This window comes from Bradyrhizobium sp. SUTN9-2 (assembly GCF_003122645.1).
In the GTDB taxonomy this organism is placed as follows: domain Bacteria; phylum Pseudomonadota; class Alphaproteobacteria; order Rhizobiales; family Xanthobacteraceae; genus Bradyrhizobium; species Bradyrhizobium yuanmingense.
Window position 1 is genome coordinate 4,345,856 of the sequence record NZ_LAXE01000001.1, and the last position, 23,371, is coordinate 4,369,226.

Sequence of the window (23,371 nt, forward strand, 5' to 3'; positions counted from 1 at the left end):
GAGCAGGGCGGCGTACTGCCGGTGCTCAAGCATATTCCCGGGCATGGCCGCGCCACCGCCGACACCCATTTCAAGCTGCCGACCGTCGACACGCCGCGGGACGAGCTGGAGCGGACCGATTTCGCCGCATTCAAGCCGCTGGCTGATCTGCCGATGGCCATGACTGCACATGTTGTGTTTAGCGCCTTCGACCCCGCCCATCCGGCGACGACATCTGCGACAATGATTGCTGACGTGATTCGCGGCGCAATCGGGTTCCAGGGTTTGTTAATGAGTGATGACGTGTCGATGAACGCGCTGTCGGGAAATATCGCCGAGCGGACTCGCGCGATCTTCGCGGCCGGCTGCGACGTGGCCCTGCATTGCAACGGCAACATCGAGGAGATGCGCGACGTCGCCGGCGAGACACCTGAACTGGCCGGTGGGGCGCTGGAGCGGGCGAACGCCGCGCTCGCCGCACGCAAGCCGCCGCAGCCGTTCGACCGCGTGGCCGCACGCGCCGAACTGGATGCATTGATCGCACGGGCAAACACGGCATCGGCATGACTGCAGAAATCCTATCGTTCGAAACCGGGCGGCCCGCAGAGCTCGCCGAGGGTGAGCCGGCGTTGGTGGTGGACGTCGAGGGCTATGAGGGCCCGCTCGATTTGTTGCTTGCGCTGGCGCGGCAGCAGAAGGTCGATCTCGCCAAGATTTCGATCCTCGCGCTCGCCGACCAGTACCTCCATTTCATCGAAGCCGCGCGAAAGATCCGGCTGGAGCTCGCCGCGGACTATCTGGTGATGGCCGCATGGCTTGCCTTCCTGAAGTCGCGCCTGCTGCTGCCGGAGCCGCCGAGCGCGGAAGGCCCGAGCGCCGAGCAGATGGCGACGGCGCTCGCCAACCGGCTGCGCCGCCTGGAAGCCATTCGCGAAGCCGCCAACCGGCTGATGAACAGGCCGCAATTGCAGCGCGACATCTTCGCGCGTGGCGAGCCCGAGCACATCGCCGAGATCAAGCACCCGAAATACACGGCCACGCTCTATGATTTGCTCACCGCCTATGCCGCGCAACGCCAGTCGCGCGTGCTGGCGAGCGTGCATCTGGCCAAGCGCACGGTGTGGTCGCTCGCCGAAGCACGCGCCACGCTGGAGCGGCTGGTCGGCAGCATCACCGAGCAGGACGATTGGGGTGTTCTCGACGACTTCCTGATCCGGCATGTCGCCGACCCGACGCAGCGCGCGACGGTGTTCGCCTCGAGCTTTGCCGCCGCGCTCGAACTGGTGCGCGAAGGTCAGCTCGAGCTGAATCAGAAGGAAGCGTTTGCGCCGATCTATTTCCGGAAGGGGCGCCCAAAACCGGTCCCGGACGCAGCTCCTGCGCCTGATGCGCCGGTCGCTTAAGTGCAAGAAGGAGAATCTGCCATGGCAAGCCTGGCTGAAGTGCGGGTAGAAGAGGCCGAGCCGATGGAGAACGAATCCCAGGCGCGTCCCGAGGAGTTGCGGCTGCTGGAGGCGCTGCTGTTCGCCTCGAATGAACCGCTGGACACCGCGACGCTGGCCAAGCGCATGCCCGAGGGCGTCGACGTCAAGGCTGCGCTCGAGCAGTTGCAGGCCGATTATGCCTCGCGCGGCGTCAATCTCGTTCGCGTCGCCAACAAATGGACGTTCCGCACCGCGGGCGATCTGGCCTGGCTGATGACGCGGGAGAGCACCGAGACCCGCCGCCTGTCGCGGGCCGCAATCGAGGTGCTCGCGATCATCGCCTATCACCAGCCGGTGACGCGGGCCGAGATCGAGGAGATCCGCGGCGTCGTCACGTCGAAGGGCACGCTCGACGTGCTGCTGGAGACCGGCTGGATCAAGCCGCGCGGCCGGCGCAAGACGCCGGGCCGGCCCTTGACCTTCGGAACCACCGAGGAGTTCCTGTCGCAATTCACCCTGGAACAGCTCGGCGACCTGCCGGGCCTGGAGGAGTTGAAGGGGACGGGCCTGTTGGATTCGCGCCTGCCCACCGGGTTCAGCGTGCCGACGCCGTCGGATGATCCGGCCCTGCGGGAGGACGAGGATCCGCTGGAACCGGGCGATGACCTCGATCTCGCCCTTGCGCCTGCGGTCGAGCCTGAGAGCCCGCCAGAAGGCGGCAATGAGGGTGGCAGCGAAGGCGGCGCCGAGGACTGACGTACCGGCGAATTACGGGCTCCTGCGACCAGTTAACACTAGCAAGATTGCGTAGCGCCGACAGCGAATTGGCGCTGCCTTGGTCCTTGTTTTTGAGGTCTGCCAAGCCTAGGTTTCGGTGAGATCGGCCGGGTCCCCGGCCATGCGCGTTTGGAGGGTTGCAGGATGGGTTCACTCAGCATTTGGCACTGGATCTTGGTGATCGCAGTGGTCCTGCTGCTGTTCGGCCGCGGCAAGATTTCGGATCTGATGGGCGACGTGGCTCAGGGCATCAAGGCGTTCAAGAAGGGCATGCAGGACGACGACAAGGCTGCCGAGAAGCCCGAGCCGGCGAAGTCGATCGAGCACAATGCTGCGCCGACCGCGACACGGTCCGACGTCGGCAGCAAGGCCGTCTGAGCCGGAAGAAGCACGCGAGACGCGGGTAGCGGCCCGATCCTGCGCGCAAGGGATTGGGCCGGCTCCGGCTTCGCGTGAACGGAAGACCTCATGTTCGACATCGGGTGGAGTGAACTGGTCCTCATCGGGGTCGTGGCCCTGATCGCCATCGGCCCGAAAGAGCTGCCGGGCGTGCTGCGCATGGTCGGGCAGTGGATGGGCAAGGCGCGCAAGATGGCGGCCGAATTCCAGGGCCAGTTCCAGGAGGCGATGCGTGAGGCCGAGATGGCCGACCTCAAGAAAAGCTTCGACGAGGTCAAGGAAGCCGCCACGGGTTTCAATCCGCTGAGCTCGCTCCAGAAGGACGTGAGCGACGCGCTTCGCATCGATGCGCTGGACAAGCCGGCCGAGACGCCGGCCGCTACTGCCGTCGATCCGCCCGTCACGCCCACGACACCGGAGACCCCGACGCCGTCGACCTTCATGGAAGCCGAAGCGCATGCGGCCGCGAACGAGCCGCTCGCGATTACCCGTGAGGTCGAACAGGCAAAGGTTGCGCAGGACACCGCGCCATCCGAAGCGATCAAGGACGCCAAAGCGTCATGACCGACGCCGATATCGAGGCCAGCAAAGCCCCGCTGATGGACCATTTGATCGAGCTGCGCTCGCGGCTGATCAAGGCGCTGCTCGGCTTTGGCCTGGCCTTCATCTTCTGCTTCTTCTTCGCCAAGCAGATCTACAACGTGCTTGTCTGGCCGTTCGTGTGGATTGCGGGGCCGGAGAACTCGAAATTCATCTACACGGCGCTGCTCGAATATTTCATCACCCAGCTCAAGCTGGCGCTGTTCGGCGCCGGCTTCATCTCGTTCCCGATCGTGGCGACGCAGATCTACAAGTTCGTCGCGCCCGGGCTCTACAAGCACGAGAAGCAGGCGTTCCTGCCGTATCTGGTCGCGACGCCGTTCTTCTTCGTCCTCGGCGCGGCGCTGGTCTATTTCGTCGTGCTGCCGATGCTGGTGCGCTTCTCGCTCGGCATGCAGCAGACCGGCGGCGACGAGACCGCGCAGATCCAGTTGCTGCCCAAGGTCGGCGAATATCTGTCGCTGATGATGTCGCTGATCTTCGCCTTCGGCATCGCCTTCCAGCTGCCGGTGATCCTGACGCTGCTCGGGCGGATCGGCATCGTCAGCTCGACGATGTTGCGCGAGAAGCGCCGCTATTTCATCGTCTTGGCCTTCGTGATCGCAGCCGTGCTGACGCCGCCCGACGTGCTCAGCCAGTGCTCCCTCGCGTTTCCGCTGATGGCGCTCTACGAGGGCTCGATCCTCGCGGTGGCGATGGTGGAGAGGAAAGCGGCCGCCGCACAGGCTGCCACCGGCACTGACGTGTCGACGCCGGCCAATCCGGCGGAGTAGGGCGACCAAGCCCACCGGTGCCATTCCCCGCCTTGTGCGCAATTGCGCACTGGAGCGGGGAATCCAGTACGCCGCGGCCCCTCGGGGAAACACTGACGTCTCTGGAATACTGGATCGCCCGCTTTCACGGGCGATGACAGAATGCTAGGGGAAAGCGCGCCAATGTAAGTTGTCGGCATAAACGTTGACTATTTACGCGCTGATCCAGGACCACAGCCATGCACGACATCAAAGCGATCCGCGACAATCCGCAAGCCTTCGACGCCGGCCTCGCACGGCGCGGTTTGAAGCCGATGTCGGTCTCGCTGCTCGCGATCGACGAGAAGCGGCGTGCGGCGATCCTCGCCTCCGAGCAGGCGCAGGCGCGGCGCAATGCAGCTTCGAAGGAAATCGGCGATGCCAAGAAGGCCAAGGACGAGCCGCGTGCGTCGAAGCTGATGGCCGAGGTCGCCGAGCTCAAGACCACGATGCCCGAGCTCGAAGCGGCGGCAAAAGCCGCTGACGATGAGCTGACCAAAGAGCTGGCCGCGATCCCGAACATTCCGTTCGAGGACGTGCCCGACGGTCTCGACGAGCACGGCAACGTGCAGCATCACGTGTTCGGCAACAAGCGCAACTATGGCTTTGCGCCGAAGCTGCATGACGATCTCGGCACCGCGCTCGGCTACATGGATTTCGAAGCGGCGGCAAAACTCTCCGGCGCGCGTTTCGTCGTGCTGAAAAAGGGGCTGGCGCGGCTCGAGCGTGCCATCGGCCAGTTCATGCTCGATCTGCACACCACCGAGCACGGCTACACCGAGATCAATCCGCCGCTCTTGGTGCGCAACGAGGTGATGTTCGGCACCGGGCAATTGCCGAAATTCGAGGACGATCAGTTCTGGGCGATCAAGGGCGAGCTGCTCGCCTCGCCGGACCATGAGCGGCTGAAGACCGAGCGCCTCGGTCTGATCCCCACCGCCGAAGTGTCGCTCACCAATCTCGCCCGCGAATCCATCCTCGATGAGAAGCAATTGCCGATGCGGCTGACCGCGCTGACGCCATGCTTCCGCGCCGAGGCGGGTGCGGCGGGGCGCGACACTCGCGGCATGATCCGCCAGCACCAGTTCACCAAGGTCGAACTGGTCTCGATCACGACGCCGGAAGTGAGCAAGGACGAGCTGGAGCGGATGCTGTCCTGCGCCGAACAGGTGCTGCAGAAGCTCGACCTGCATTACCGTGTGATGACGCTCTGCGCAGGAGATATGGGCTTCTCGGCGCAAAAAACCTATGACATCGAGGTCTGGATGCCCGGGCAGGGCGAGGGCGGGGCGTTCCGCGAGATCTCGAGCTGCTCGGTCTGCGGCGACTTCCAGGCACGGCGCATGGATGCGCGCTCGCGCGGGCCCGACGGCAAGCCGCGCTTCGTGCACACGCTGAACGGCTCCGGCACCGCAGTCGGCCGCGCGCTGATCGCCGTGATGGAAACCTATCAGCAGGAGGACGGCTCGATCGCGGTCCCGGACGTGCTCCAGCCCTATATGGGCGGGCTGAAGGTGATCGCGCGCGACTAAAGCGTTTTCCCGCGAAGTGGGCACCGGTTCGCGTCCGAAAACGCGGCATGACGAGAATCGCGTTGCGAAGATCGGGCGGCCGGCTATCCTGCCGGCCCGTCCACGCGAACCCTCCCTTCATGGCCTTGCACCGCGACATCTTCTGGGTCGGAAGACAATGGGCGGTGACGGGGGCCGGGATCCAGGCCATCGATCAGCGCCTGCGCGGCGTTCTCGACATCGGGATCGCGCGGCTCTGGGACGATGATCTCGTGCAGAGCCGGCGGGCCAAGCCCGGCGTCAATGCTGCGGATTTCGACAAGGCACTGAGCGTGGCACGCGAACGCTTTCCGCAGGAGCCGACGTCCGACCCGTTCGTGGCGCAGCTGAAGGCGCTCGGCGTCATCGAGACTTCCGTCGTGAACCCGGTCGTGCCGGCGATGCAATTGCGTGCAGAAGGCCGGCTTGCGCGCTTCCTGCCGCAATGGCGCGTTCGCCGCTAGAGCATGATCCGGAAAAGTGTGAAGCGGTTTTCCGAAAAGATCATGCTCAAACAATAACCTAAAGCGCGATGACGATTCATCCAAATCTCATCGCGCTTTAGCCGGACCAACCAAGGGAACCGGCCGCCGGACCGCAATCGTCCGGTTTGCCTGATCGGCGCTGGCCGGATAAGACGGCTCAGACCCGCTTTCAGGAATCGAACCTTCCGCATGCGCATTCTCTGCACCAATGACGACGGCATCCACGCTCCCGGCCTCAAGGTCGTGGAGGAGATTGCGCGCGCTTTGACCGATGATGTCTGGGTGGTGGCGCCCGAGCTCGACCAGTCCGGCGTGTCGCACTCGCTGTCGCTGAACGATCCCTTGCGTCTGCGCGAGGTCGGCCCACGGCACTTCGCCGTGCGCGGCACGCCGACCGACTGCGTCATCATGGGAGCGCGCCATATCCTAGGAGCCAAGCTGCCCGATGTCGTGCTGTCCGGCGTCAATAAGGGCCGCAACGTCGCCGAGGACGTGGTCTATTCCGGCACCATTGCCGGCGCATTGGAAGGCACCATCCTGGGGTTGCCGTCATTCGCATTGTCGCAGGAGTTCAGCGTCGAGACCCGCGAACGGCCGCCGTGGGACACGGCCCGCAAATTCGGGCCCGATATCCTGCGCAAGGTGATCGCCGCCGGCGTTCCGAAGGACACCGTCATCAACATCAACTTCCCATCCTGCGCGCCGGAGGATGTGCTTGGCATCCGCGTCACGCGGCAAGGCAAGCGCAATCTCGGCTTCCTCAGGATCGACGAGCGCCGGGACGGCCGCGGTAATCCTTATTTCTGGATCGGCTTCGAGCGGACCGCGATGCTCGACACGCCCGCCGACGGCACCGATCTCGCGGCGCTGCGCGAGCGCTACGTCTCGGTCACCCCGCTCAGGCTCGACCGTACCGACGAGGCGTTTTCGGAGCAGCTTGGCCTCACCCTGAAATAAAGGTTAGCTGCCGCGAAGCGCAGCCTCGATGGTCTTGCCGAGCGCGTCGAGCTGAAACGGCTTCTGGAGCGCCGGCCGGTCGCGATATTGCTCGGGCAGGCCGGAGGAGCCGTAGCCGGTGGCGAAGATGAACGGGCAGCCCTTGGCCATGATGACATCGGCGACCGGCGAGATGACCTTGCCGTTGACGTTGACGTCGAGAATGGCGAGATCGAACTCGGTGGATTGCGCAAGCCGCATGGCCTCATTGATGTCGCCCGCTTCGGCGGCAACCTTGTAGCCAAGCTCCTCCAGCATGTCTGCGACCATCATTCTGATCATGACCTCGTCCTCGACGAGGAAAACAGAGCGGCCCGAAAGCCCTGTCGCAGTCATGGTTGAGTCCTTGCCCATTCTCGTAAACGTTCGCAGATAACGATAGGCGACGCAATGCGCGTTTCGGCGAACGCAAACCTCGCAAATGGCTTAGCGCTTTGAAGGCCTTGTTGTGGTCAAATGCTGTGCCGAAAGGATATCATGAGTTCCTGAGCCGGAACAAGATTCTCGTCTCGGGTTCTTGCGGTGCAGTACGGCGATCCGCCAGACGAGACGAGCGATAGCAGCAATGACGTCCCACCAGCACCCGCCGGAAAAGATGATGTTTCAGCTCACGCTGAGGCGTCGGGGCATCAGCGATCAGGCCGTGCTGCGGACCATGGAAGAGGTGCCGCGCGAGCTTTTCGTCGACGAGGCCGATCGCGAGGGCGCCTATCGTGACAGCGCGCTGCCGATCGCCTGCGGGCAGACCATCAGCCAGCCCTTCGTCGTCGCCTACATGACCGAGCAGCTCCAGCTCCAGAAGCAGCACCGGGTGCTCGAAATCGGCACCGGCTCCGGCTACCAGGCCGCCGTGCTATCGCGGCTCGCCGGCCAGGTCCTGACCGTCGAGCGCTATCGTAAGCTCGCCGACACGGCACGCGCCCGGCTTGAGAAGCTCGATTGTCACAATGTCGAGGTGATGCTCGGTGACGGTCTCAATCTGCCTCCCAACATCGGCCCGTTCGATCGCATCATCGTCACCGCGGCGATGGAGCAGATACCGGAGAACCTGGTCGAGCGGCTTGAGGTCGGGGGCATCCTGATTGCCCCGGTCGGCCCGCATCAGGGCGTGCAGACGCTGACCCGCCTGGCCCGCAGCGAAACCGGAATCGAGCGCAAGGAACTCGTCGAGGTCCGCTTCGTGCCGGCACTGCCCGGGGTGGCGCGGGAGCTGTAGAATCCCGGATCGGCAGTGCCGCCAACATCTTATTGTGAGGGTTAAGCCGTTATTTACTCGCCGCGTGTTTACTTAAAACACCAGTTCTGTTGCGTACGAGTGAGTAACCATGTCCGCTGTCGCCGAGTTGCTTTACTCGCGCCGCGTGCCGCAGGTCGCGGTGCTGGCGCTGATCTCCTTCAGCTTTGCAGGGTGCAGCGCCGACATGTCGTCGCGGCTGTCCCAGACCAACTTCTCCAATCCTTTCGCCTCCGAGCAGACCGGTTCGGTGCAGCAGCCGCCGCCGCCGCAGCGTGAGTTGCCGCAATATGCGCGGCCGCAGACGCAGCCCGGTTACTACCAGTCGCAGGCTTTGCCTCCGCCCGCGGTATCTGCCCCGCAGTCCTATCCCGTTGCCTCCGGGGGCGGGGTGTCCGGCGGCGGACGCGGCGTCAGCTCATATGCGCCTCCGGCGCAACCGCATCTGGAGACCACGGCCACTGTCCCGCCGCGGTCGGTCGCGGCCGCCCAGCCGGCCGGCGGAACCAAGATCATCGTCGGGACCAGCGACACGCTCGACGTGCTCGCCAAGCGCTATCGCGTCACGCCGCAGGCGATCCTTGCCGCCAACGGCTACAAGGGTCCGCGGGCGCTCTCGCCCGGCCAGCAGTTGATCATTCCGTCTCCTGCGACCGCAGCTGCACCGGCGCCCGCGATGGCCCCGGTCGCGGCAGCGCCTGCGGCGAAGCCGGTTGCTGCCGTCGCGGTACCGCCGAGCACGCACTTCGTCAACCGTGGCGACACGCTCGCCAGCATCGCGCGCAAGAACCGCATCTCGGCGGCAGAGCTCGCCCGTGCCAACGGCATCGATCCGTCGGCAAAGCTGAAGCTCGGCACCAAGCTGACCGTGCCCGGCGCCAAGACCGCCGCCGTCGCGGCGCCGGTTGCTGCGGCTCCGGTCGCGGCTGCACCGGTGGCCGGAACGCTCCAGCCTGTTGCGGCAGCTCCGGCACCCGCGACCAAGATGGCCACTGCCGCCGCGCCCGTGCAGAGCGCGCGGCTGGCCCAGGCCACGAGCAATGTGGAAGAGAAGGCTGCCGAGACGCCGGCGAAGGCTGCGGAGGCCACCGGCGCGCTGCCGACCTTCCGCTGGCCCGTCCGCGGCAAGGTGGTCACGAGCTACGGTGCCAAGACCAATGGCAAGTCCAATGACGGCATCAATCTGGCGGTGCCCGAGGGGACGCCGGTCAAGGCGGCCGAAGATGGCGTCGTCGCCTATTCCGGCAACGAGCTGAAGGGTTACGGCAATCTGGTTCTGGTTCGGCACTCCAACGGCTACGTCACCGCATATGCCCATGCGAGTGAGCTGTTGGTGAAGCGCGGCGATACCATCAAGCGCGGCCAGGTCATTGCCAAGTCGGGTCAATCCGGGGAGGTGGCGTCGCCGCAGCTCCACTTCGAAATCCGCAAGGGATCGAGCCCGGTTGACCCGCTTCAATTCCTCAATGGGGCGTGAGGCTTACGTAGCTTCCGCGCGAACGGTGTCGTCGCCCGGCTCGACCGGGCGACCCAGTACGCCGCGGCCTCTCGATTGACAACAACCGTCTCTGGAATACTGCATCGCCCGCTCCAGTGCGCAAGTGCGCACAAGGCGGGCGATGACAGTTGAATTCGGGGTAACAGCTCGCGCTACTACGCCGTCAGCTTCACACCCAGCCGTCCCGCCAGCTCCTGCACGAACTGCCAGGCGACGCGGCCCGAGCGCGAGCCGCGCGTCGTCGACCATTCCAGCGCCTCGCGCTCGAGCGTCTCGTCGTCGACCCTGATCCCGAAATGGCTGCAATAGCCGCGCACCATGGCGAGATATTCGTCCTGGCTGCAGCGGTGGAAGCCGAGCCAGAGGCCGAAGCGATCCGACAGCGAGACCTTCTCCTCCACCGCTTCGCCCGGATTGATCGCGGTCGAGCGCTCGTTCTCGATCATCTCGCGCGCCAGCAGATGGCGCCGGTTGGAGGTGGCGTAGAGGATGACGTTCTCGGGCCGGCCCTCGATGCCGCCTTCGAGGACCGCCTTGAGCGACTTGTAGGAGGCATCATTGCCGTCGAAGGAGAGGTCGTCGCAGAACACGATGAAACGGAAGGAGGAGGCCCGCAGCTGCTCCATCAGGGCCGGCAGGCTCTCGATGTCCTCACGGTGGATCTCGATCAGCTTGAGCTTGTCGGCCGGTTTGCGCTCCGCGTTGATGCTGGCATGCGCCGCCTTCACCAGTGACGACTTGCCCATGCCGCGTGCGCCCCAGAGCAGGGCGTTGTTGGCGGGCAGGCCGTTGGCGAAGCGCTCGGTGTTCTCCATCAGGATGTCGCGCATCCGGTCGACGCCCTTGAGCAGGAACAGCTCGACTCGGCTCACGCGCGGCACCGCCGAGAGGCGTCCGTCGGGATGCCAGACATAGGCGTCCGCTCGCTTGAACGACTCGGCCTCGACCGCCGGCTTGCCCTGCGCGGAGAGGTGCGCCGCAATGGTCTCCAGGGCGCGGACGATGCGCTCCTGCGGGAGGTCCGGGCCTGCCTTGGTGACCGCCGCCGTGGGGCGTTTTGCCGCGAGGCGGGTGGGCTTGTTGGCAGGGGTGCGGGGGCCTTTGCCGGCCGGGCTTTTGCTATGGTTTTTGGGCATGTCCGAAGTTCCTGAGAACGCAGCCTTATCGGGCCTGACGGGCCGCCGCAAGGTGGCCCAAAAGGGCAGTCTGGCAGCGTTGCAATTGGGGCAATGGCCGCTATAGTCCGCGCGAATTTGACCGAACCGGTCGCCTTTGAGGGCCTGACCGGCTTTCCCCCGTTTTCACGAGGATCGTCCGAATGCTGATTACCCCTGCGTATGCCCAGGCCGCGGCCGCTGGCGACACCAACAGCATGTTGATGTCGCTACTGCCGTTCGCCCTGATCTTCGTGATCATGTACTTCCTGATTCTGCGCCCGCAGCAGAAGAAGGTCCGCGACCACGCCGAGCTCGTGAAGAATATCCGCCGCGGCGACACCATCGTGACCTCGGGAGGCCTCGTCGGCAAGGTCACCAAGGTGGTCGACGACGACCAGATCGAGTTCGAGATTTCCGACGGCGTGCGCGTGCGGCAGATGCGCCAGATGATCTCGGGCGTGCGCGCCAAGGGCGAGCCGGCCAAGGAAAGCGCAAAAGAGAGCGCCAAGGACGACACCGCGGCGAAGTGAGAGCTTCACCGCGAGTCTCAAGTCTCCTGATCTGACAGGTCCAGTCGATGTTGTATTTCACGCGGTGGAAGGCGCTGGGGATTATCCTGACGGCGCTGATCGTGTGCCTCTGCGCGGTCCCCAACTTCTTCCCCGAGGCGCAAGTCAAGAGCTGGCCCGCCTGGGCGCAGCGCCGCATCGTGCTCGGCCTCGACCTCCAGGGCGGCTCCTATCTGCTGCTCGAGGTCGACGCTGCCTATGTGAAGAAGGAGCGGCTCGACCAGGTCCGCGACGACGTTCGCCGGACCCTGCGCGACGCCAAGATCGGATTCACCGGCGGCGTCACCGTGCGCAACGATGCCGTCGAGGTCCGCATCACCAAGGAGACCGATGCGCAGCCGGCGCTTGCCAAGTTGCGCGAGCTGTCCCAGCCGCTGGGCGGCCTGATGGGATCCAGCGGTCAGCGCGACCTCGAGGTGACTGATGCCGGCGGCGGGGTGATCCGCCTGAGCGTCCCGCAGGCTGCGGTGCTCGATCGCCTGCGCAAGACCATCGAGCAGTCGATCCAGATCGTCGAACGCCGCGTCAACGAGCTCGGCACCGTCGAGCCCGTCATCCAGCGCCAGGGCAACGACCGCATCCTGGTGCAGGTCCCCGGTCTTCAGGACCCGACCCGCCTGAAGGAACTGCTGGGCAGGACCGCGAAGATGGAATTCCGCATGGTCGACACCTCCGTGCCGCCGGATCAGGCGCAAGCGGGCAGGGTGCCGCCGGAATCCGAACTGCTGATGAGCGCCTCGCCTCCGCCGACGCCCTACGTGGTCAAGAAGCAGGTGCTGGTCGCCGGCGGCGACCTGACCGATGCGCAGGCGACCTTTGACCAGCGCACGGGTGAGCCGGTCGTCAGCTTCAAGTTCAACACCTCGGGCGCGCGCAAATTCTCGCAGGCCACGCAGGAGAACGTGGGGCTGCCGTTCGCGATCGTCCTGGACAATAAGGTGATCTCGGCGCCCGTCATCCGCGAGCCCATTACCGGCGGCCAAGGCCAGATCTCCGGCAACTTCACCGTGCAATCGGCCAACGATCTGGCCATCCTGTTGCGCGCCGGCGCATTGCCGGCACCGCTCACGGTGGTCGAGGAGCGCACCGTGGGTCCAGGACTCGGCCAGGACTCGATCGAGAAGGGCCAGCTGGCGGCCTATGTCGGCTCGATCCTTGTCATCATCTTCATGCTGCTGACCTACCGGCTGTTCGGCGTGTTCGCCAACATAGCGGTGGCCATCAACGTCGCCATGATCTTCGGCTTATTGTCGCTGCTCAACGCCACGCTGACGCTGCCCGGCATCGCCGGCATCGTGCTCACCGTCGGCATCGCGGTCGACTCCAACGTGCTGATCTACGAACGCATCCGCGAGGAATTGCGCGGCGGCCGCAATGCGATCTCGGCGATCGACGCCGGATTCAAGCGGGCGCTCGCCACCATCCTCGATTCCAACATCACCACCTTCATTGCTGCCGCGGTGCTGTTCTACATCGGCACCGGTCCGGTGCGCGGCTTTGCCGTGACGCTCGGCATCGGCATCATCACCACGGTGTTCACCGCCTTCACCCTGACCCGGCTGATCGTCGCCTGGTGGGTGCGGTGGAAGCGGCCGCAGAGCGTGCCGATCTAGGAGCCTGATCGTGACTCACACCGTTCTCATCGGGCTCGGCGTCCTCATTGCCATCCTCACCGTGGTCTCGGCCCTCGGCCTGCTGCCGTCGCTGCGCATCGTCCCCGACGATACGCATTTCGACTTCACGCGCTTCCGTCGCATCAGCTTTCCGATCTCGGCGGCGCTGTCGATCGTCGCGATCGTGCTGTTCTTCACCCATGGCCTGAACCTCGGTATCGACTTCAAGGGCGGCACGCTGCTGGAGGTGAAGGCGAAGTCCGGCACCGCCGACATCGCGGCAATGCGTACCTCGCTCGACGGCCTGGGCCTCGGCGAGGTCCAGCTGCAGCAGTTCGGCGGTCCGGAGAACGTCCTGATCCGCGTTGCGGAGCAGCCGGGTGGCGACGCGGCCCAGCAGGCAGCCCTGCAGAAGCTTCGTGGCGCGCTTGGCGACAGTGTCGACATTCAGCGCACCGAGGTGCTGGGTCCGCGCGTCGCGGGCGAGCTCCTGGCCTACGGCATGCTCGGCCTGATGCTCGCGATCGTTGGGATCCTGATTTATCTCTGGTTCCGGTTCGAATGGCAGTTCGCGCTGGGCGCCATGATCGCCAACGTGCACGACATCGTGCTGACGATCGGCTTCATGTCGATCAGCCAGGTCGATTTCGACCTGACCAGCATCGCGGCGTTGCTGACCATTCTCGGCTATTCGCTCAACGATACCGTCGTCATCTACGACCGCATCCGGGAAATGCTGCGTCGCTACAAGAAGATGCCGATGCCCCAGCTGCTCAATGAATCCATCAACTCGACGCTGTCGCGCTCGATCATCACCCACGTCACGGTGACGCTCGCGCTGCTCGCGCTGCTCTTGTTCGGCGGCCATGCCATCCACAGCTTCACCGCGGTGATGATGTTCGGCGTGGTGCTGGTCGGCACCTACACCTCGATCTTCATTGCAGCACCGATCCTGATCTATCTCGGCGTCGGCGAGCACCGCGAAGACGCGCCCGATACGGCGACGCCGGCGAAGAAAAGCAAGGCATGATCCGAACCTCATGCCCTTGCAGGCGTTTGCGAGGGCAGTAAGCCCATTCGGACGAAGCTCATGGCCGGCGATCCCAACGCTCCGCATTTTCCGCGCTCGGCGCCGATCGATGCCTATGGCAAGGGCGGCTTCGCCTTTGCCGGCATGTCGCATCGGGGCTCGCTGCTCTGTCTGCCCGACGCGATCTGGGCTTGGGACGTGACCGACCCCGCGAAGATCGACCGCTACTCGCTGGATCGGGTGTTCACGGCGGCCAACAGCATCGACACGCTCCTGGTCGGCACTGGAACGGGGCTGTGGCTCCCGCCGCCGGAGCTGCGTCAGGCGCTCAAGGCGGTGAGGGTTGTGCTGGACACGATGCAGACCGGCCCGGCCGTGCGCACCTACAACATCATGATCGGCGAACGGCGGCGGGTTGCCGCCGCGCTGATCGCCGTGCCATGAGCAACCGGCCATCCGACTCCGCCGCGTTCTGCGCCGATCTCGTGCGCAGCCACGACTTTCCCCGCTACGCCGCGACCCTGTTCGCGCCGGCCGCCGAGCGCCGCGCGTTACTGGCGATCTATGCCTTCAACGTCGAGATCGTTCGCATCCGCGACCAGGTGAGCCAGCCTCTGCCCGGCGAGATCCGCCTGCAATGGTGGACCGACATGCTGTCGGGCCACGTCCATGGCAGCGCCGAAGGCAATCCGGTGGCGGCCGAGCTGCTTCGCGCGATTCGCGATTTCGACCTGCCGGTCGAGTCGCTGTCGCTGCTTGCCGAGGAGCATCAGTTCGATCTCTACAACGACCCGATGCCGACCATGGCCGCGCTGGAAGGTTACCTCGCGGCGACCTCATCGGCGCTGTTCGCCCTGGCAGCGCAAGTGTTGGGACCGCCTTCGGAGGCGGCCGAGCATGTCGCCCGCCATGCCGGGCTGGCGCAGGGTATCGTGCAGGTCATAGCCAATTTGCCGCGCGATGCCGCGCACCGGCAATTGTTCGTGCCGCAGCAGGTGCTGGAGAAGCACGATTGCAGCATGGAAGATGTCTTCGCCGGCAAGGAAACACCCAATCTCCATGCGGTGCTTGAGCAACTGGCGGGTGAAGCCCGGCAGCATATGACCGCGGCTTCATCGCTGCTGGCGCAGCTGGCGCCGCCGTTGCGGCCGGCGTTTCTGCCGCTGCGCCAGGCGCAGGCCGATCTTGAGCGCCTGTCGCGCCCGGGACGCAATCCGTTTAGGTTGCAGCCGACCTCGCGGTTGCGCACGCTCTGGACGCTGTGGCGCGCCTCGCGATCGCGTGAATTTACCAAATAGACGCCGGCTTATCGCCTGGCCCGCCCAAATGCTCTATGCTGTCCTATGGCTGACATGTCCCAAAGCTCGTTCGATCTCAGCGGCCTTCCGGTCGCCCCTGAAGACATTCGCGCCGCCGCCAAGACCGTCCAAGGCGCCGTTGTCGAGACGCCCTGTAGCCACAGCCGGACGCTGAGCAGCATCTGCGGCTGCGACATCTGGCTCAAATTCGAGAACCTGCAGTTCACCTCCTCGTTCAAGGAGCGCGGCGCGCTCAACCGGCTTACCGCGCTGACGGCGGAGGAGCGCGCGCGGGGCGTGATCGCGATGTCCGCGGGCAACCACGCGCAAGGCGTTGCCTACCATGCCAAGCGGCTCGGCATTCCCGCCACCATCGTGATGCCGATCGGCACGCCCATGGTGAAGATCGAGAACACCCGGCATCACGGCGCCGAGGTGGTGGTCACGGGCGCGACGCTGGAGGAGGCGGCCGCCTTTGCGCGCAGCCACGGTGAAGCGCAGGGCATGGTCTTCGTCCATCCTTACGACGATCCGCTCGTCATCGCCGGGCAGGGCACGATCGGGCTGGAAATGCTGAAGGCGGTCCCGGAGCTCGACACGCTGGTCGTCCCGATCGGCGGCGGCGGTTTGATCAGCGGGATTGCCATTGCCGCGAAGTCGATCAAGCCGTCGCTCAGGATACTGGGCGTCGAGGCCTGGCTCTATCCCTCGATGTACAACGCCATTCACGACGGCAATCTGCCGGCGCGCGGCGATACGCTCGCCGAGGGCATCGCGGTGAAATCACCGGGCAAGATCACCACCGAAATCGTTCGGCGCCTCGTCGACGATATTGCGCTCGTCAACGAAGCCGAGCTCGAGCGTGCAGTCGCGACCCTGATCTCGATCGAGAAGACCGTCGTCGAGGGCGCCGGCGCCGCCGGCCTCGCCGCGCTGATGTCCGATCCGTCCCGCTTTGCCGGCGAGAAGGTCGGCCTCGTGCTGAGCGGAGGCAATATCGACACGCGGCTGATCGCCTCCGTGCTCACCCGTGAGCTCGCGCGCGAGGGGCGGCTGACGCAATTGTCGCTCGATATCCCCGACAGGCCGGGGCAGCTCGCCGCGGTAGCGGCACTGCTGGCCGAAGCGGGTGCGAATATCATCGAGGTCTCACACCAGCGGACCTTCTCCGACCTGCCGGCCAAGGCGACGCTGCTGCAGCTTGTCATCGAGACCCGCGATGCCGCCCATCTCAACGAGGTGATGGCCAGGCTCAGCGCATCCGGACTGAGCGCGCGCTGCACCTGAGCACGCGCTAACGTGACGCCAAATCCGCGACGTGGTCGATCAGCCGGTCGATCTCGGCTTGGGTGTTGTAGTAGTGGGGGGAAGCTCGGACGAGCGGCGGCAGCTCGCGGTTCTCGGCATCGATGCGGGTACTCGACGGGTCTGAAGCGCCGATTGTGATGCCCGCCGCCGCGGCGCTGCTGACAATGGCCTCCGCTTCATATCCATCCAAAGTGAAGCTGACGATGGCGCCAGGCTTGCGGCCAAGGTCGTGAATAGTGATGCCGCGAATGGAAGCGAGGCCGCTGCGAAGGCGGCCCGCGAGCAGCCGGCAGCGCTCCTCGATGGCATCCATGCCGATGTCGAGCGCATAATCGACGGCAGCGCCGAGCCCAAGCCGGGCGGCGCAATTATTCTCCCATGTCTCGAAGCGGCGGGCATCGTCGCGGAGCCGATATTCATCGCGCGAGACCCAGGGCGCTGCAAAATGGTCGATCATCGGTGGCTCGAGCTGCTGCAGGAGCGCCCCGCGCACATAGAGAAAGCCGGTACCACGCGGTCCCCGCAGGAATTTGCGTCCCGTGGCCGACAGCATGTCGCAGCCGATGGCCTCGACGTCGACCTCCATCTGGCCGACCGCCTGGCAGGCATCGAGCAGATAGGGGATGCCGTGTGCTCGCGCAATTCTGCCGATGGCCGCTGCGGGATTGGTCAGCCCGCCATTGGTCGGAACCCAGGTGATGGCGATCAGCTTCACGCGTTCGTCGATCATACGTTCGAGTGCGCCGACATCGAACTCGCCCGTCGCATCGCTCGGCACCACATCGATGACCGCGCCTGTGCGTTTGGCGGCCTGAAGAAACGCAACATAGTTGGCGGCGTACTCCGCTTCGGCCGTCAGGATCCGGTCGCCCTCTCGAAATGAAAGCGAATAGAACGCCATCTGCCAGGCAACCGTCGCGTTCTCCACCAGGGCGATTTCATCCGGCGATGCGTTCAGGAGCCGGGCCACTGAGCCGTAAACGGCTTCGAGCCGATCTGACGCGCGATCGGCTGCGGCATAGCCGCCGATCTCGCTCTCGAGATCGATATGTCCCTTCATCGCCGCGACGACGGGCGCGGGCATGAGAGCCGCACCGGCATTGTGGAGATACGCGAGCCGGGAGGCAGCAGGCGTGTCGGCACGAATCTGGTTGATGTCGATCACGTCAGAGCCTCCATCTTCAGGTTCCTCGTAGACACAATGACGCACGCGAACAAGCTCGGGCAAACGACTGTTCCAGCTGGAGCATGCAGATCGGAATGCCTATGCTGATCGGAAGCGCAATCTGGCACGGAATCACAGGGAATACCCAATGGCAAAGAACACGATCTGCCTCTGGTACGACAAGGATGCTGAAGCCGCGGCCCGCTTCTATGCCGAGACGTTTCCCGACAGCGCGGTGAGTGCGGTCCATCGCGCGCCCAGCGACTATCCGTCCGGCAAGGCAGGCGATGTCCTGACCGTCGAGTTCACGGTAGCCGGCGTTGCCTGTCTCGGTCTCAATGGCGGACCCGTCTTCAAGCACAACGAGGCCTTCTCGTTCCAGATCGCCACCGACGATCAGGCGGAGACCGATCGCTACTGGAACGCCATCGTCGGCAATGGCGGGCAGGAGAGTGCGTGCGGCTGGTGCAAGGATAGATGGGGAGTCTCCTGGCAGATCACGCCGCGGGTGCTGACCGAGGCGCTGGCCGCCGGTGGCACGGAGGCCAAGCGCGCCTTCGATGCGATGATGGGGATGACGAAGATCGACGTCGCCGCGATCGAAGCCGCGCGCCGCGGCTGAGACGGTCGCGCCTCAGATGCAGAGGCCGAGCAGCTTGACATGACAGTTGCCGGACTTCGGCTTGCTCGCGGGCGGTACCTCGCGCTTCACCGCGACGACGGGCTCCTTGTCCTTTTTCTTGCCTTTGCCCTTCTCGTAGTCGCCGGCGATGACCATGGCCCAATAGGTGCGCTTGCCACTCGCATTCTTGGCGCTGGCAATGCCGACGCGGGAGGCATTGTGCAGCAACAGGTTCTTGCGGTGCCCGGAGGAGTCGATCCACTGGCCCAGCGTCTTGTCGAAACTGTCGTAGCCGTAGGCGATGTTCTCTGCGGCACGGCCCGCGCCGGCCGGTGCGACGCGGCGATTGAATGGGCCGAGTGTGTCGTGGCTGAGGTCGTCCTTCGCCGCCATCGCGCGGGCCTGATCCATGGCGATGCGATCGAGGGTGGCGTCGCGCACGACGCGGGCCTCACCATGCTTGAGACGGAAGCTGGAGATCAGCTCCGCCGGTGAGTCGGCCAGCGCAGGCGCCCCTGCCAGCAGCACAAGGCCGGCGATCGTTCCGCCAACCATACGATGCATCATCGTCCCCCGAGCGCCCATGATCTCTGCCAACCCTTCCTGATCCAAGCGCTTCTCGATCGCCATTGTGGAGGCTTCAAGGCGCAGATTCCGCGCTAGCTCGTCGGGAGCTTCGCCTCGAAATTGAAGCGGTCGCGCAGGTTCTTGCGCTGCTCCAGGATATCCTTGAGGAAGGCGCGATCCTGCTCGTTCTTCATCATCGGCTCGATCAGGTCGAGCTGGTTCATGGCGACCAGTTGCAGGACCTCGATGCGTGGCTTGCCGCTGGCGTTGCGTGGCAGGGCGTGCACGACCTGGATGTGCTCGGGCGGCTTTGGTCCCTTGGAGGCGGCAAGCTCGCTGCGGAGCTGGCCCTCGAGCGCGGCCTGATCGGCTTCGACGAAGGCGTAAAGCCCGACACCGGAGCGACGGTCGGCAAAGGCGACGATGGCGGCGTCGCGCACGGCGGGATTCCGGCGGATCAGCTCGGCCAGCACCGGCGCGTCGTTGACGAGCCGACGGCCGCCGCCCTCGCGATCGGTGAAGTTGAACAGGCCGCGGGTGATGGCGCGATAGACCTTCTTGCCGGTGGCGAGCCATAGGCTCGCGGCGAACGACTTCCTCGCCAGGATCTTTCGCTCTCGCGGCGTCAGCGCCTCGGGCGCGTAGGAGCGCTTGTGCTTGAGCAGATGCCGGAGGTCCTCATAGGCGAGGATGCGATAGAGCCGGCCGCGGCGCTTGAAGCACGCGGCGAGCTGGAAGTCGGTGACATAGGCGCGGCCGTCGCGGCCGACCAGCCAGTTCTGCTCCTTGGCGAGATCGTTGTGGCAGATGCCGGCGCGGCGCAGCCGACGCAGTGCGGCCTTGGCGGAGCGGAAATAGGCGACATCGCCATGGGGCTTTGCCAGGTGCAGCGCGACGCCGTCGACGAAGCCGCGCACCAGAGCGCGGCGCCCGGCCCAGAGCAGCTCGGGGCCGACGTCGAGGCCTTTGGCCCGCACCAGGGCCTGCTTCTCGCGGGCGAACAGGTGGCGTGCCAGCAGAAACGACCACCATGGCACCTCGTCGAGCCGGCGCAGCACCGCGTCGATCTCGCCGCTTTCGCTGCGGAAACGGCCGCGCTCGACGGTCGAGAACACGTCGCGCTTGAGCATCACGCCTTCGGTCCAGCGCGCCGACAGCTCTGCCGCGTCGTCTTTGGGCAAGCTCATTGCAAACTCACGCGGCGGCGGCAATGCGCAGGTGATCGGCGATCCAGCGATCGAGATCGGCGAGCGCCCGTGCGCTCAGCGCCTGCTTCTTGGCCACCGTCTTCTCGTTGCCGCGCAGCCGCGTGCCGTCGGGCTTCTTCGTTGGCACGCTCGTGAGCGGTGGAAACAGGCCGAAATTGATGTTCATCGGCTGGAACGAGCGCGTGCCCGGCTCGATGGTCTCGATATGGCCGCCGGTGATGTGACCGAGCAGCGATCCCAGTGCGGTCGTAGCCGGCGGGCTGACAAGCGTCTCGCCGCGCGCTTCCGCGGCTGCATAGAGACCCGCGATCAAGCCGACGCTGGCGGATTCCACATAGCCTTCGCAGCCCGTCATCTGGCCGGCGAAGCGCAGCCGCGTCTGTGCGCGCAGCCGCAGCTGGCCGTCGAGCAGCTTCGGCGAGTTCAGGAAGGTGTTGCGATGCAGGCCGCCGAGGCGGGCGAATTCGGCGTTCTCCAACCCCGGAATGGTGCGGAAGATGCGCTGCTGCTCGCCATACTTCAGCTTGGTCTGGAAGCCGACGATGTTGTAGAGCGTGCCGAGCTTGTTGTCCTGGCGCAGTTGCACGATCGCGTACGGTTTCGTGGTGGGATCGTGCGGGTTGGTGAGACCGACCGGCTTCATGGGACCATGGCGCAGCGTCTCGGGGCCACGTTCAGCCATCACCTCGATCGGCAGGCAGCCGTCGAAATAGGGCGTGTTGGTCTCCCATTCCTTGAACTCGGTCTTCTCGCCGGCGATCAGCGCGGCGACGAAGCCCTCATACTGCTCCTTGGTCATGGGGCAGTTGATGTAGTCGGCACCGTTGCCGCCGGGGCCGACCTTGTCGTAGCGCGATTGGAACCAGGCCACCGACATGTCGATGGATTCGCGGTGCACGATCGGCGCGATGGCGTCGAAGAAGGCGAGGGCGTTCTCGTCGGTCAGCTCGCGGATGGCGTCGGCCAGCGGCGCGGAGGTGAGGGGGCCGGTGGCGACGATGACGTTGCTCCACGCGGCCGGCGGCAGGCCCGCGATCTCGCCGCGCGCGATCTCGATCAGGGGATGATCGTTCAGCGCCTTGGTGACGGCCGCCGAGAAGCCGTCGCGATCGACCGCGAGTGCGCCGCCGGCGGGCACCTGGTTGGCGTCGGCCGCGCGCATGATCAGCGAGCCGAGGCGGCGCATCTCCGCATGCAGCAGGCCGACGGCGTTGTTGGCGGCGTCATCCGAGCGGAACGAGTTGGAGCAGACGAGCTCGGCAAGTCCGTCGGTGCGGTGCGCGTCGGTCATGCGGGTCGGCCGCATCTCGTGCAGCACCACGGGCACGCCGGACTTCGCAATCTGCCAGGCAGCTTCCGAACCGGCGAGGCCGGCACCGATCACGTGGACGAGGTTGGATTGGGGTCCTGTCATGGGGCGGACAGGTAGCGCTTTTCGGCGGAGAGTGGAATCGCCGAGATCGAGTTTTCTGCCACCAGATGCGACAACGCCCGCACGAGGCGGGCGCTATCGGTCCGTTCTAGTGAAGGGCTGAAGGATATCAGCCCTGATACTGACCGGCGGCAACGCGCGGGATGTCCGAGCGATCGAGGCCGATATCGGCCAATTCGCGATCGCTGAGCTGGGACAGCTCGGCAACATTGCGCTGATAGTCCCGGAAGGCCTGGATCATGCGGATGAGCGAGAGCAGCATTGGTAGTCTCCTGTAGTTCGATTCAGCCTTTGCTTGAGGCCTCATCGTTGAAATGAATATAGGTGAGAGTGGTGCAGTGCGAAAGTTCCGATGTTGCGATGCAGCTAAGCGCTATGTGCATGGCGTACGTAACGGATGATTAACCGGAAGGCGCTCCCGCCCAGAGCTTGGCCAAGGTCGTCCGGTGTCCGCGATAAGTACCCGTGAAATAACGGGTTTATGTCAAAGATTGATCTAGGTCATCGCGGAAATAGGTTGCCTATAAGCGGCCAGCAAGTTCAACCCAGCAGCTTATCGACTCAAGTCATGCCCGCCTGATTCGCATAGCACGCGACGCTATTGTATGAATATAGATTCACTTTAAGATCCATTGAATACCGAAAATGCGCCCATGAGCGATGCGCTGGCACCGCTACAGGCTAGGCCCGCTTGCCGGGGTTCGGCAGCGGCGATTCGGCGCGGTTCGGCTGAGATCTAAGGGGCGCGTGCGAGCTGTGCGGCAAAATAGGCCACGGTCTTGGAGTAGACCTCGCTCTTGTTCCACTGCTTGAGCACCTCAAAGTTCGGGCTGCCCGGCTGCCAGTCCTTGCCCTTCTGCCAGCCATAGCCGACCAGATAATTGGCCGTGGAGGCGAGCACGTCGGGCACGTTATGCAGGAGATCGCGCTTGCCATTGCCGTCGAAGTCGATGGCATATTTCATCCAGGACGACGGCATGAACTGGGTCTGGCCGAGCTCCCCGGCCCAGGCGCCCTTCATGTCGGCGGGCGCAAGATCGCCGCGCTGGACGATGCGCAGCGCATCCAGCAGCTCGGCGCGAAACTGCTCGGAGCGACGGCAATCGTAAGCGAGCGTTGCAAGCGCGCGGATCGTTGCGAACTTGCCGGTGTTGACGCCGAAATCGGTCTCCAGGCCCCAGATCGCGACCAGGACCTCGCCGGGCACGCCATAGGCCTGCTCGATGCGCGACAGCACCGAGCCGTATTGCTTCATCCTGTTGGAGCCGCGCTCCAAGCGCGGCGGCACCATGCGGCCGGAGAACTCCTCGAAGCTCTGGGCGAAGACCTTTTGCGAGCGATCGCGGTTGAGCACGTTCTGATCGAGCGTGACGCCTGCAAGCGCGGCAGCGATGGTCTGCTGCGAGATGCCCTTCGCCGCAGCGTCGGTTTTGAAATCAGCCAGCCAGGCATCGAAATTGCCCGAGCCACAGGCAACCGCGGCGGGCGCTGGCTGGACTGAGAGAAGGGACGCGGAGACGGCCAAGGCTGCGAGCGCAAGACGAGAAATCGTCGGAGTCATCAGATGAAATGGATTTCCGTGAATTGACCTGACCGGCGGCATAATCTCGGCTGTAACCGCGGCCAAAGCAAGGCGTGCAGCCCTGTCCGAACCGGGGCAGGGCCACAC

General features: G+C 65.0%; 26 protein-coding genes. 18 read left to right on the forward strand and 8 right to left on the reverse strand.

What is annotated here, in order from left to right; genetic code table 11:
- The 9 genes from XF30_RS20215 to surE all read left to right on the forward strand — a co-directional run.
- Nucleotides 1-546 (forward strand): glycoside hydrolase family 3 N-terminal domain-containing protein (locus XF30_RS20215; RefSeq protein ID WP_146207802.1); only part of this gene is annotated, 546 nt, incomplete at its 5' end.
- A complete protein-coding gene (locus tag XF30_RS20220) occupies nt 543-1,382 on the forward strand; it encodes a segregation and condensation protein A (RefSeq protein ID WP_036012765.1) in 840 nt (279 codons plus the stop codon). The genes XF30_RS20215 and XF30_RS20220, both read left to right, overlap by 4 nt.
- 21 nt (nt 1,383-1,403) lie before the next feature.
- Nucleotides 1,404-2,159 carry an SMC-Scp complex subunit ScpB gene (scpB, locus tag XF30_RS20225; protein ID WP_036012763.1) on the forward strand — a complete coding sequence of 252 codons (756 nt, stop codon included), beginning with the start codon at nt 1,404-1,406 and terminating at the stop codon, nt 2,157-2,159.
- Nucleotides 2,160-2,324: 165 nt separating this feature from the next.
- Nucleotides 2,325-2,558: a twin-arginine translocase TatA/TatE family subunit gene (locus tag XF30_RS20230; protein ID WP_036012762.1), complete on the forward strand. Its 234-nt coding sequence runs from the start codon at nt 2,325-2,327 to the stop codon at nt 2,556-2,558.
- A 90-nt stretch (nt 2,559-2,648) separates the two neighbouring features.
- Nucleotides 2,649-3,143, forward strand: coding sequence for a Sec-independent protein translocase protein TatB (gene tatB / locus XF30_RS20235; protein WP_109143662.1), 495 nt, complete (start codon nt 2,649-2,651; stop codon nt 3,141-3,143).
- Nucleotides 3,140-3,952 (forward strand): twin-arginine translocase subunit TatC, encoded by an 813-nt coding sequence (tatC, locus tag XF30_RS20240; RefSeq protein WP_036044242.1) that lies wholly within the window; start codon nt 3,140-3,142, stop codon nt 3,950-3,952. The genes tatB and tatC overlap by 4 nt, the downstream gene beginning before the upstream one ends.
- 218 nt (nt 3,953-4,170) lie before the next feature.
- Nucleotides 4,171-5,502, forward strand: a complete 1,332-nt coding sequence (gene serS / locus XF30_RS20245; protein WP_036028231.1) for a serine--tRNA ligase — start codon at nt 4,171-4,173, stop codon at nt 5,500-5,502.
- Between the two features lie 119 nt (nt 5,503-5,621).
- Nucleotides 5,622-5,984: a hypothetical protein gene (locus XF30_RS20250; RefSeq protein WP_109143663.1), complete on the forward strand. Its 363-nt coding sequence runs from the start codon at nt 5,622-5,624 to the stop codon at nt 5,982-5,984.
- A 210-nt stretch (nt 5,985-6,194) separates the two neighbouring features.
- Complete coding sequence (gene surE, locus XF30_RS20255; protein ID WP_192893197.1) at nt 6,195-6,962, forward strand: 5'/3'-nucleotidase SurE; 768 nt, start codon at nt 6,195-6,197, stop codon at nt 6,960-6,962.
- Nucleotides 6,963-6,965: 3 nt separating this feature from the next.
- Here surE and XF30_RS20260 read toward each other — a convergent pair whose 3' ends face one another.
- Entirely contained in the window at nt 6,966-7,337 is a 372-nt protein-coding gene (locus XF30_RS20260; protein ID WP_036044248.1) for a response regulator, read from the reverse strand.
- Nucleotides 7,338-7,566: 229 nt separating this feature from the next.
- On the opposite strand from XF30_RS20260, the gene XF30_RS20265 reads away from it, so the two are divergent.
- Complete coding sequence (locus XF30_RS20265) at nt 7,567-8,217, forward strand: protein-L-isoaspartate(D-aspartate) O-methyltransferase (RefSeq protein WP_085969151.1); 651 nt, start codon at nt 7,567-7,569, stop codon at nt 8,215-8,217.
- A gap of 109 nt (nt 8,218-8,326) precedes the next feature.
- Complete coding sequence (locus XF30_RS20270; RefSeq protein WP_109143665.1) at nt 8,327-9,712, forward strand: LysM peptidoglycan-binding domain-containing M23 family metallopeptidase; 1,386 nt, start codon at nt 8,327-8,329, stop codon at nt 9,710-9,712.
- A gap of 176 nt (nt 9,713-9,888) precedes the next feature.
- On the opposite strand, the gene XF30_RS20275 is transcribed toward XF30_RS20270, so the two are convergent.
- A complete protein-coding gene (locus XF30_RS20275) occupies nt 9,889-10,869 on the reverse strand; it encodes an ATP-binding protein (RefSeq protein ID WP_036028226.1) in 981 nt (326 codons plus the stop codon).
- A gap of 182 nt (nt 10,870-11,051) precedes the next feature.
- On the opposite strand from XF30_RS20275, the gene yajC reads away from it, so the two are divergent.
- From yajC to XF30_RS20305, 6 genes are read left to right on the forward strand one after another with little or no spacing between them, the layout of a single operon-like run.
- Entirely contained in the window at nt 11,052-11,420 is a 369-nt protein-coding gene (gene yajC / locus XF30_RS20280) for a preprotein translocase subunit YajC (protein WP_036012751.1), read from the forward strand.
- A gap of 47 nt (nt 11,421-11,467) precedes the next feature.
- Nucleotides 11,468-13,072, forward strand: coding sequence for a protein translocase subunit SecD (gene secD, locus XF30_RS20285; RefSeq protein WP_036012748.1), 1,605 nt, complete (start codon nt 11,468-11,470; stop codon nt 13,070-13,072).
- 10 nt (nt 13,073-13,082) lie between these two features.
- Entirely contained in the window at nt 13,083-14,102 is a 1,020-nt protein-coding gene (secF, locus tag XF30_RS20290; protein WP_036012746.1) for a protein translocase subunit SecF, read from the forward strand.
- 60 nt (nt 14,103-14,162) lie between these two features.
- Nucleotides 14,163-14,546: an Mth938-like domain-containing protein gene (locus tag XF30_RS20295; protein WP_028179505.1), complete on the forward strand. Its 384-nt coding sequence runs from the start codon at nt 14,163-14,165 to the stop codon at nt 14,544-14,546.
- Nucleotides 14,543-15,400 (forward strand): phytoene/squalene synthase family protein, encoded by an 858-nt coding sequence (locus XF30_RS20300; protein WP_036028216.1) that lies wholly within the window; start codon nt 14,543-14,545, stop codon nt 15,398-15,400. Before XF30_RS20295 ends, XF30_RS20300 begins: the two co-directional genes overlap by 4 nt.
- A gap of 45 nt (nt 15,401-15,445) precedes the next feature.
- Entirely contained in the window at nt 15,446-16,687 is a 1,242-nt protein-coding gene (locus XF30_RS20305) for a threonine ammonia-lyase (RefSeq protein ID WP_109143666.1), read from the forward strand.
- 7 nt (nt 16,688-16,694) lie between these two features.
- Here XF30_RS20305 and XF30_RS20310 read toward each other — a convergent pair whose 3' ends face one another.
- Entirely contained in the window at nt 16,695-17,873 is a 1,179-nt protein-coding gene (locus XF30_RS20310; RefSeq protein ID WP_109143667.1) for an aminotransferase class V-fold PLP-dependent enzyme, read from the reverse strand.
- 148 nt (nt 17,874-18,021) lie between these two features.
- Between XF30_RS20310 and XF30_RS20315 the strand changes: the two genes are divergently transcribed.
- The gene (locus XF30_RS20315; RefSeq protein ID WP_008547150.1) at nt 18,022-18,495 is read left to right on the forward strand and encodes a VOC family protein; all 474 of its coding nucleotides are present in this window, start codon (nt 18,022-18,024) and stop codon (nt 18,493-18,495) included.
- A gap of 12 nt (nt 18,496-18,507) precedes the next feature.
- Here XF30_RS20315 and XF30_RS20320 read toward each other — a convergent pair whose 3' ends face one another.
- The 5 genes from XF30_RS20320 to XF30_RS20340 form a co-directional block, all read right to left on the reverse strand.
- On the reverse strand, nt 18,508-19,059 hold the full coding sequence (locus XF30_RS20320; protein WP_036028219.1) for a CAP domain-containing protein: 552 nt from the start codon (nt 19,057-19,059) through the stop codon (nt 18,508-18,510).
- Nucleotides 19,060-19,154: 95 nt separating this feature from the next.
- Nucleotides 19,155-20,249: an AMP-binding enzyme gene (locus XF30_RS20325; RefSeq protein WP_109145786.1), complete on the reverse strand. Its 1,095-nt coding sequence runs from the start codon at nt 20,247-20,249 to the stop codon at nt 19,155-19,157.
- Between the two features lie 7 nt (nt 20,250-20,256).
- Complete coding sequence (trmFO, locus tag XF30_RS20330) at nt 20,257-21,684, reverse strand: methylenetetrahydrofolate--tRNA-(uracil(54)-C(5))-methyltransferase (FADH(2)-oxidizing) TrmFO (RefSeq protein ID WP_036028202.1); 1,428 nt, start codon at nt 21,682-21,684, stop codon at nt 20,257-20,259.
- 127 nt (nt 21,685-21,811) lie between these two features.
- Nucleotides 21,812-21,964, reverse strand: coding sequence for a DUF1127 domain-containing protein (locus tag XF30_RS20335; RefSeq protein ID WP_007590701.1), 153 nt, complete (start codon nt 21,962-21,964; stop codon nt 21,812-21,814).
- Nucleotides 21,965-22,438: 474 nt separating this feature from the next.
- On the reverse strand, nt 22,439-23,263 hold the full coding sequence (locus XF30_RS20340; RefSeq protein WP_109143668.1) for a lytic murein transglycosylase: 825 nt from the start codon (nt 23,261-23,263) through the stop codon (nt 22,439-22,441).
- Nucleotides 23,264-23,371: the final 108 nt, after the last annotated feature.

What these genes read in the sequence shown, in the direction of transcription:
- XF30_RS20220 (WP_036012765.1), top strand. Translation starts at nt 543, where the DNA reads ATGACTGCAGAAATCCTATCGTTCGAAACCGGGCGGCCCGCAGAGCTC.
- scpB (WP_036012763.1), top strand. Translation starts at nt 1,404, where the DNA reads ATGGCAAGCCTGGCTGAAGTGCGGGTAGAAGAGGCCGAGCCGATGGAG.
- XF30_RS20230 (WP_036012762.1), top strand. Translation starts at nt 2,325, where the DNA reads ATGGGTTCACTCAGCATTTGGCACTGGATCTTGGTGATCGCAGTGGTC.
- tatB (WP_109143662.1), top strand. Translation starts at nt 2,649, where the DNA reads ATGTTCGACATCGGGTGGAGTGAACTGGTCCTCATCGGGGTCGTGGCC.
- tatC (WP_036044242.1), top strand. Translation starts at nt 3,140, where the DNA reads ATGACCGACGCCGATATCGAGGCCAGCAAAGCCCCGCTGATGGACCAT.
- serS (WP_036028231.1), top strand. Translation starts at nt 4,171, where the DNA reads ATGCACGACATCAAAGCGATCCGCGACAATCCGCAAGCCTTCGACGCC.
- XF30_RS20250 (WP_109143663.1), top strand. Translation starts at nt 5,622, where the DNA reads ATGGCCTTGCACCGCGACATCTTCTGGGTCGGAAGACAATGGGCGGTG.
- surE (WP_192893197.1), top strand. Translation starts at nt 6,195, where the DNA reads ATGCGCATTCTCTGCACCAATGACGACGGCATCCACGCTCCCGGCCTC.
- XF30_RS20260 (WP_036044248.1), bottom strand. Translation starts at nt 7,337, where the DNA reads ATGACTGCGACAGGGCTTTCGGGCCGCTCTGTTTTCCTCGTCGAGGAC.
- XF30_RS20265 (WP_085969151.1), top strand. Translation starts at nt 7,567, where the DNA reads ATGACGTCCCACCAGCACCCGCCGGAAAAGATGATGTTTCAGCTCACG.
- XF30_RS20270 (WP_109143665.1), top strand. Translation starts at nt 8,327, where the DNA reads ATGTCCGCTGTCGCCGAGTTGCTTTACTCGCGCCGCGTGCCGCAGGTC.
- XF30_RS20275 (WP_036028226.1), bottom strand. Translation starts at nt 10,869, where the DNA reads ATGCCCAAAAACCATAGCAAAAGCCCGGCCGGCAAAGGCCCCCGCACC.
- yajC (WP_036012751.1), top strand. Translation starts at nt 11,052, where the DNA reads ATGCTGATTACCCCTGCGTATGCCCAGGCCGCGGCCGCTGGCGACACC.
- secD (WP_036012748.1), top strand. Translation starts at nt 11,468, where the DNA reads ATGTTGTATTTCACGCGGTGGAAGGCGCTGGGGATTATCCTGACGGCG.
- XF30_RS20295 (WP_028179505.1), top strand. Translation starts at nt 14,163, where the DNA reads ATGGCCGGCGATCCCAACGCTCCGCATTTTCCGCGCTCGGCGCCGATC.
- XF30_RS20300 (WP_036028216.1), top strand. Translation starts at nt 14,543, where the DNA reads ATGAGCAACCGGCCATCCGACTCCGCCGCGTTCTGCGCCGATCTCGTG.
- XF30_RS20305 (WP_109143666.1), top strand. Translation starts at nt 15,446, where the DNA reads ATGGCTGACATGTCCCAAAGCTCGTTCGATCTCAGCGGCCTTCCGGTC.
- XF30_RS20315 (WP_008547150.1), top strand. Translation starts at nt 18,022, where the DNA reads ATGGCAAAGAACACGATCTGCCTCTGGTACGACAAGGATGCTGAAGCC.
- XF30_RS20320 (WP_036028219.1), bottom strand. Translation starts at nt 19,059, where the DNA reads ATGCATCGTATGGTTGGCGGAACGATCGCCGGCCTTGTGCTGCTGGCA.
- XF30_RS20325 (WP_109145786.1), bottom strand. Translation starts at nt 20,249, where the DNA reads ATGAGCTTGCCCAAAGACGACGCGGCAGAGCTGTCGGCGCGCTGGACC.
- trmFO (WP_036028202.1), bottom strand. Translation starts at nt 21,684, where the DNA reads ATGACAGGACCCCAATCCAACCTCGTCCACGTGATCGGTGCCGGCCTC.
- XF30_RS20335 (WP_007590701.1), bottom strand. Translation starts at nt 21,964, where the DNA reads ATGCTGCTCTCGCTCATCCGCATGATCCAGGCCTTCCGGGACTATCAG.
- XF30_RS20340 (WP_109143668.1), bottom strand. Translation starts at nt 23,263, where the DNA reads ATGACTCCGACGATTTCTCGTCTTGCGCTCGCAGCCTTGGCCGTCTCC.